This is a genomic window from Hypericibacter sp., from assembly GCF_050729195.1.
Taxonomy (GTDB): domain Bacteria; phylum Pseudomonadota; class Alphaproteobacteria; order Dongiales; family Dongiaceae; genus Hypericibacter.
The window spans coordinates 1-7,267 of the sequence record NZ_JBOHKS010000119.1; the positions used below are offsets into that span (position 1 = coordinate 1).

Sequence of the window (7,267 nt, forward strand, 5' to 3'; positions counted from 1 at the left end):
CCGCCTGGCGCTGCATGTTCGACCCCATCAGCGCGCGGTTGGCGTCGTCGTTCTCGAGGAACGGGATGAGCGCCGCGGCGACCGACACGATCTGCTTGGGCGAAACGTCGACGAAGTCGATCGTCTCGGGACGGCCGAGGATGTACTCGCCGCCCTTGCGGCACTGCACCAGCTCGGACACGAACTTGCCCTTGGCGTCGATCGCGGCGTTGGCCTGGGCAACCGTGTAGCGGCCCTCCTCCATCGCCGAGAGATAGACGACCTCGTCATTGACGTGGCCGGCCGTAACCTTGCGGTAGGGGCTCTCGATGAAGCCGTACTGGTTCACGCGGGCGTAGGTCGCCAGCGAGTTGATCAGGCCGATGTTCGGGCCTTCCGGCGTCTCGATCGGGCAGATGCGGCCGTAATGCGTCGGATGCACGTCGCGCACCTCGAAGCCGGCGCGCTCGCGGGTCAGACCGCCCGGCCCGAGGGCCGAGAGGCGCCGCTTGTGCGTGATCTCCGAGAGCGGGTTGGTCTGGTCCATGAACTGCGAGAGCTGCGAGGAACCGAAGAACTCGCGCACCGCCGCCGCCGCCGGCTTGGCGTTGATCAGGTCGTGCGGCATCACGGAATCGATCTCGACCGAGCTCATGCGCTCGCGGATCGCGCGCTCCATGCGCAGGAGGCCGATGCGGTACTGGTTCTCGAGGAGCTCGCCGACCGACCGGACGCGGCGGTTGCCGAGATGGTCGATGTCGTCGATCTCGCCACGGCCGTCCTTCAGCTCGACCAGCATGCGGACGATCTGCAGGATGTCATCCTTGCGCAACACGCGCACGGTATCCTCGGTGGTGAGGCTGAGTCGCGAGTTCATCTTCACGCGGCCCACGGCCGAGAGGTCGTAACGCTCGGAGTCGAAGAACAGGCCCTGGAACAGCACCTCGGCCGTGTCGAGCGTCGGCGGCTCGCCGGGACGCATGACGCGGTAGATGTCGATGAGCGCTTCCTCGCGCGAGTTGTTCTTGTCCGCCATCAGCGTGTTGCGGATATAGGGACCGACATTGACATGATCGATCGCCAGCACCGGGATCGCGTTGATCCCGGCCGCTTCCAGCTCGGCCACCAGCTTCTCGGTCAGCTCATGGCCGGCCTCGATGAAGATCTCGCCGGTCTTCTCGTTGATCAGATCGGCGGCGACATAGCGCCCGACCAGATCCTCCACCGGCACCAGCTGCTCCTTGAGGCCCGCTTCCTGGAGCTTCTTGGCGAGGCGCGGCGACATCTTGGTGCCGGCTTCGGCCACGGCCTTGCCGGTCTTCGCGTCGATCAGGTCATGCGCGAGCTTCACGCCCTTCATCCGCTCGGGATCGAAGGTCGTCTGCCAGCCCTTCTTGGTCCGGTTGTAGGTGGTCTGGCCGTAGAAGAAACCAAGGATCTCCTCGGCCGACATGCCGCCGAAACGGCGATCCTCGTCGGTGATCTCTTCGTCTTTGCGGATCTTCTGCACCACGGCCTGCCCGGCCAACGCCATGAACAGCGTCGTCACCGGCAGCTTGCGGCGGCGGTCGATACGGACATAGACGAGGTCCTTGGCGTCGAACTCGAAATCGAGCCAGGAACCGCGATAGGGGATCACGCGGGCCGCGAACAGATACTTGCCCGAGGAATGGGTCTTGCCTTTGTCGTGATCGAAGAAGACGCCCGGCGAACGGTGCATCTGGCTGACGATCACGCGCTCGGTGCCGTTGACGATGAAGGTGCCGTTCGCCGTCATGAGCGGCATGTCGCCCATATAGACGTCCTGCTCCTTGATGTCGCGGATCGAGCGCGCACCGGTCTCCTCGTCCACGTCCCACACGACGAGGCGCAAGGTGACCTTGAGCGGAGCGGCGAAGGTCATGCCGCGCTGCTGGCATTCCTCGACGTCGTATTTCGGCTCTTCGAGCTCATAGCGCACGAACTGCAGTTCCGACCGCTCGGAGAAGTCCTTGATCGGGAAAACCGACCGGAACACTTCCTGGAGGCCGACACTCACGCGCTGTTCCGGGGTCACGCCGATCTGCAGGAAATGATCGTAGGAGCTTTTCTGCACCTCGATCAGGTTCGGCATCCGGGTGATCTCCGGAATACGGCCGAACGACTTGCGGATCCGCTTACGTCCCGTGAAGGAATTCGTCATTGCTTGTCCTCGCCTCGCGCGTCACGCCCGACATCCGGGCCCGGGAATCCCTCGGGGGATTCCCACCGGCAGGTTTTCGCGAACCAGGCGGCTTTCGCCGTTCGCCCGGGCCCTATCCGTGCCCGGCGCCGCGTTTCGATTTCTCGGGGATGCGGCGATCCCAAATCCGACGGGCCCTTCCCGGTTCGCGGGCGACGCGGCCACCGTTCCCGATGTCTCGGGAGCGGTGGCCTTGTCGTTCGCTGCCGGGAACCCGGCGTCGCGAGTGAGCTGAACTACTTCAGCTGGACCTTCGCGCCGGCTTCCTCGAGCTTCTTCTTCATCGCCTCGGCTTCCGCCTTCGGCACGCCGTCCTTCACCGTCTTGGGCGCACCCTCGACGAGATCCTTGGCCTCCTTGAGGCCGAGGCCGGTGATGGCGCGGACTTCCTTGATCACGTTGATCTTCTTGTCGCCAGCCTCGACGAGGATGACGGCAAACTCGGTCTGCTCCGCGGCGGGAGCAGCGGCGGCGGCGCCACCGGCAGCAGCCACCGCGACCGGTGCTGCAGCCGACACGCCCCACGCCTCTTCGAGCTTCTTCGAGAGCTCGGCCGCCTCGAGGACGGTGAGCTTCGACAGTTCGTCGACCAACTTCTGCAAATCAGCCATTTCAACTTCTCCTAAGGCTTGAACGTTTTTCTGGGTTTGGCTCTGAGCGGCGCGTCACGACGCGCTGCTCTCTTTCGTCGCGTAGGCATTGAACACACGGGCCAACTGGCCGGCAGGCGCCGCCAGAACCGTGGCGACACGCGTCGCCGGGGTCTGCAGCAAGCCGACAAGCTTGGCGCGAAGCTCATCGAGCGACGGCAGGCTGGCGAGGGCCTTGATCCCTTCGGGATCGAGGACCAGGCTGCCCAACACGCCACCGGCGATGGAAAGCTTCTCGTTGTCCTTCGCGTAGGTGATCGCCACCTTCGCTGCCGCCACCGGATCCTTGGAATAGGCGAGTGCCGTGGTTCCGGTAAGCAGATCAGACAGGCCCGTGAATTTGGTGCCTTCGAGAGCGCGACGAGCGAGCCGATTCTTGGCCACGCGGTAGCCGGCACCGGCTGCACGCATCTTACGCCGCAGGTCCGTGACCTCAGCCACGGTCAAGCCGCTCTGGCGTGTCACCACGACCAGTTCGGCTTCCTTCAGCGTATTGTGCAGCGAGGTGATCAGCTCCAGTTTTTCGGATCGGTCCACTGATCGTCTCCGCTTGGGGCGCTTGGGTTCGATCACTCTCGTGATCGGCCCTCGAGCCCCGGTTGCTCGATGGACCTCCGGTGACTTGGCGTCCCCGGAAGTCCGGTTCGGCCTGTCCCAGAAGTTCAAGCCCAGAGGCGGCAGGCAGAAGGCGACCCGACGGGACTGCCTTTGCTGCCGCTCTGAAACTCGTTCTCCCGTCTATGCAGGGTGTGGGAACCAGTCCCACCGGATTAAGCCCTTAACGACCCCTGTCAGGCCGCTTCAGGGCACCCGCAGTCTCGGACAGGTGCGGCCGGCTTCGATCCCGAGGGATCTCGTCCGACCTTCCCGACATCCCGTCTCCCCGAAGGGATCCGGTCCGCCGGTATTCAAACGCGGCTCGAAGGGCCGCCCGCGAAGGGGACGGCCCGACGAACCGAAGAAATTCAGCCGACGACCGTCGCCACGTCGAGCTTCACGCCCGGGCCCATGGTCGAGCTGATGGAGACCTTCTTGAGGAAGGTGCCCTTCGCACCGGCCGGCTTGGCGCGATTGATCGCGCCCACGAACGCCTTCACGTTGTCGGCGATCGCCGCCTCGCTGAAGCTGGCCTTGCCGATACCGGCATGGATCAGCCCCGATTTCTCGGCGCGGAACTCGACCTGGCCGCCCTTGGTGGCCTTGACCGCCTCGGCGACGTCGTTGGTGACGGTGCCGAGCTTCGGGTTCGGCATCAGGCCGCGCGGGCCCAGCACCTTACCGAGACGGCCCACCAGCGCCATCATGTCCGGCGTGGCAATGACCCGATCGAACTCGATCTGGCCGGCATTGACCTTCTCCGCCAGGTCCTCGGCGCCGACGATATCGGCGCCCGCATCCTTGGCGATCTTGGCCTTGTCGCCCTTGGCGAACACGGCCACGCGCAGCGACTTGCCGGTGCCGTGAGGCAGCTGCACCACGCCACGCACGTTCTGGTCGGCATGACGCGGATCGATGCCGAGGTTGAGCGAGATCTCGATGGTCTCGTCGAACTTCGCGGTCGCGTTGCCCTTGATGATCTTCACGGCATCGTTGATGGCATAGAACGCGTCGCGGTCGATGCCTTCATAAGCCTTGCGCAGTCTCTTTCCCGTTGCCATGGCTTACCCCACCACCTCGAGGCCCATCGAGCGCGCGGTGCCCTTGATCATCTGGGCGGCCGCGTCGACGTCATGGGCGTTCAGGTCCTTCATCTTCTGTTCGGCGATCTTGCGAACCTGCGCCATCGTCACCTTGCCGACGAAGCCGCGGCCCGTGGTCTGGGCGCCCTTCTCGATGCCGGCCGCCTTGAGCAGGAAGTAGCTCGCGGGCGGGGTCTTGGTGATGAAGGTGAAGGAGCGATCCGAGAACGCGGTGATGACCACCGGAATCGGCATTCCCGCTTCCATGCTCTGGGTCGCAGCGTTGAACTGCTTGCAGAACTCCATGATGTTCAGGCCGCGCTGGCCCAGTGCCGGACCCACCGGCGGCGAGGGATTCGCCTTCCCGGCCGGGATCTGCAGCTTGATATAGCCTTCGATCTTCTTTGCCATGTTCCTACCTCAGTTCTCTCCTGCATCGCGCAGGCCCGCCGAAATCACGTCGGCCGGTCCGTTGGGTCCCGTGCGGACCCCCAAGGCGCGCGGTTGATCGGCCCTGGCCAGGCCTCCCGCACCAAAGCCGCATCCGGACAACTGCCCCGAGATGCGGCGCCAATCCTCCAGGCCGAGAAAGCTCAGAGCTTCTCGACCTGCGAGTATTCGAGTTCGACCGGCGTGGCGCGACCGAAGATCGACACGGCAACCTTGAGGCGCCCGCGCTCTTCGTCCACTTCCTCCACCAGCCCATTGAACGAGGTGAAGGGACCGTCCGCGACGCGAACCTGCTCGCCCACCTCGAACACCACCGAACGCTTCGGACGCTCGATGCCTTCCTTCACCTGATTCTGGATCCGCTCCGCCTCCGCATCGGAAATCGGCGACGGACGACCCTTGCCGCCGAGGAAGCCGGTGACCTTTGGCGTGTTCTTCACCAAGTGCCAGCTCTCGTCGGTCATATCCATCTTCACCAGCACGTAGCCGGGGAAGAACTTGCGCTCGGCATTGACCTTCGAGCCGCGGCGCACCTCGACGACCTCTTCGGTCGGCACCAGCACTTCCTCGATCTCGGTCATGCCGGCCTGCTGCGCCTGCTCGCGGATCGATTGCGCGACCTTGCGCTCGAACCCCGAATAGACATGCACCACGTACCAACGCTGAGCCATCGTCAGCCCCCCAACCCGATTACGTAGCGCATCACCAGGGCCAGCACCTGATCCACGAGGAAGAAGAAAATGGCGGCAAGCACCACCATCGCGAACACCATCGCTGTCGTGATGGCGGTTTCCTTGCGGGTCGGCCATGTGACCTTGCCGACTTCCTGGCGGACTTGCCGGGCAAACTCTAACGGGTTGATCTTCGCCATGCCTTCCATTCGAACCTTGAACCGATCGCGGTGCCCGTTTAGTCCGGGCGGTGGCAGGAGTGGAGGGACTCGAACCCCCAACCCCCGGTTTTGGAGACCGGTGCTCTAGCCAATTGAGCTACACTCCTAAGACCCGCGGGCCGGTTCCCATCTCGAGGTTCCGGCTCTCTGATCGAGGATGCCGTTCCCCGCTTACGGCTGCAGTCCTTGCTCCTAAAGCGCCTTATTCGATGATGGAGGCGACGACGCCGGCGCCGACGGTACGACCACCCTCGCGGATGGCGAAGCGCAGGCCTTCATCCATCGCGATCGGCGCGATCAGATGCACCTCCATCGCGATGTTGTCGCCCGGCATCACCATTTCCGTGCCCGCCGGCAGAACCACCGTCCCCGTCACGTCCGTCGTCCGGAAGTAGAACTGCGGGCGGTAGTTCGAGAAGAACGGCGTGTGACGGCCACCCTCCTCCTTCGTCAGGATGTAGGCCTCGGCCTTGAACTTCGTGTGCGGCGTGATCGCACCCGGCTTCGACAGAACCTGGCCGCGCTCCACTTCCTCGCGCTTCGTGCCGCGCAACAGAGCGCCGATGTTGTCGCCAGCCTCGCCGTAATCCAGCAGCTTGCGGAACATCTCCACGCCCGTGACGATCGTCTTCGTCGTCGGACGCAGACCCACGATCTCCACTTCGTCGCCGACCTTGACCGAGCCGCGCTCGATCCGGCCCGTCACCACCGTGCCGCGGCCCGAGATCGAGAACACGTCCTCGATCGGCATCAGGAACGGACGGTCCTTCGCGCGCTCAGGCTGCGGGATATGCTCGTCAACCGCCTTCATCAGCTGCAGGATCGCGTCGTGACCCATCGCCGGTTCCCGGTTCTCCAGCGCGCACAGCGCCGAGCCGCGCACCATCGGAATGGTGTCGCCGGGGAAATTGTACGACGTCAGCAACTCGCGAACCTCGAGCTCCACCAGCTCCAGAAGCTCCGGGTCGTCGACCATGTCGCACTTGTTCAGGAACACCACCAGCGCCGGAACGCCGACCTGGCGCGCCAGCAGGATATGCTCGCGCGTCTGCGGCATCGGGCCGTCCGCCGCCGAGACCACCAGGATGGCACCGTCCATCTGCGCGGCGCCCGTGATCATGTTCTTCACATAGTCGGCATGGCCCGGGCAGTCCACATGCGCGTAGTGACGGGCCTTCGTCTCATACTCCACATGCGCCGTGTTGATCGTGATCCCGCGCGCCTTCTCTTCCGGCGCCTTGTCGATCTGGTCGTAGGCCATGAACGTCGCCCCGCCCGTCTCCGCCAGCACCTTCGTGATCGCCGCCGTCAAAGACGTCTTCCCATGGTCGACGTGACCGATCGTCCCAATGTTGCAGTGCGGCTTGTTCCGCTCGAATTTCGCCTTCGCCATCGT

The 7,267-nt window shown here is 64.4% G+C and carries 8 protein-coding genes and 1 tRNA gene; all 9 read right to left on the minus strand.

What is annotated here, in order from left to right:
* Positions 1–2,161: DNA-directed RNA polymerase subunit beta (gene rpoB / locus ACREE8_RS09165; RefSeq protein WP_431572685.1), on the minus strand; the 2,161-nt coding region annotated here is incomplete at its 3' end.
* Positions 2,162–2,436: 275 nt separating this feature from the next.
* A complete protein-coding gene (gene rplL / locus ACREE8_RS09170; RefSeq protein ID WP_431572686.1) occupies positions 2,437–2,811 on the minus strand; it encodes a 50S ribosomal protein L7/L12 in 375 nt (124 codons plus the stop codon).
* A gap of 54 nt (positions 2,812–2,865) precedes the next feature.
* A complete protein-coding gene (gene rplJ / locus ACREE8_RS09175) occupies positions 2,866–3,387 on the minus strand; it encodes a 50S ribosomal protein L10 (RefSeq protein WP_431572687.1) in 522 nt (173 codons plus the stop codon).
* 428 nt (positions 3,388–3,815) lie between these two features.
* A complete protein-coding gene (gene rplA, locus ACREE8_RS09180; RefSeq protein WP_151177888.1) occupies positions 3,816–4,508 on the minus strand; it encodes a 50S ribosomal protein L1 in 693 nt (230 codons plus the stop codon).
* Between the two features lie 3 nt (positions 4,509–4,511).
* Positions 4,512–4,940, minus strand: a complete 429-nt coding sequence (rplK, locus tag ACREE8_RS09185; protein ID WP_431572688.1) for a 50S ribosomal protein L11 — start codon at positions 4,938–4,940, stop codon at positions 4,512–4,514.
* Positions 4,941–5,122: 182 nt separating this feature from the next.
* Positions 5,123–5,650 (minus strand): transcription termination/antitermination protein NusG, encoded by a 528-nt coding sequence (gene nusG / locus ACREE8_RS09190; protein WP_151177890.1) that lies wholly within the window; start codon positions 5,648–5,650, stop codon positions 5,123–5,125.
* Between the two features lie 2 nt (positions 5,651–5,652).
* Positions 5,653–5,850, minus strand: coding sequence for a preprotein translocase subunit SecE (gene secE, locus ACREE8_RS09195; protein ID WP_151177891.1), 198 nt, complete (start codon positions 5,848–5,850; stop codon positions 5,653–5,655).
* 51 nt (positions 5,851–5,901) lie between these two features.
* Positions 5,902–5,978, minus strand: a tRNA-Trp gene (locus ACREE8_RS09200).
* 95 nt (positions 5,979–6,073) lie between these two features.
* A complete protein-coding gene (gene tuf, locus ACREE8_RS09205) occupies positions 6,074–7,264 on the minus strand; it encodes an elongation factor Tu (protein ID WP_431572689.1) in 1,191 nt (396 codons plus the stop codon).
* Between the last annotated feature and the right edge of the window lie 3 nt (positions 7,265–7,267).

Excerpts from the sequence above, each read along its gene's own strand:
- rplL (WP_431572686.1), bottom strand. The coding sequence starts at position 2,811 with ATGGCTGATTTGCAGAAGTTGGTCGACGAACTGTCGAAGCTCACCGTC.
- rplA (WP_151177888.1), bottom strand. The coding sequence starts at position 4,508 with ATGGCAACGGGAAAGAGACTGCGCAAGGCTTATGAAGGCATCGACCGC.
- rplK (WP_431572688.1), bottom strand. The coding sequence starts at position 4,940 with ATGGCAAAGAAGATCGAAGGCTATATCAAGCTGCAGATCCCGGCCGGG.
- nusG (WP_151177890.1), bottom strand. The coding sequence starts at position 5,650 with ATGGCTCAGCGTTGGTACGTGGTGCATGTCTATTCGGGGTTCGAGCGC.
- secE (WP_151177891.1), bottom strand. The coding sequence starts at position 5,850 with ATGGCGAAGATCAACCCGTTAGAGTTTGCCCGGCAAGTCCGCCAGGAA.
- tuf (WP_431572689.1), bottom strand. The coding sequence starts at position 7,264 with ATGGCGAAGGCGAAATTCGAGCGGAACAAGCCGCACTGCAACATTGGG.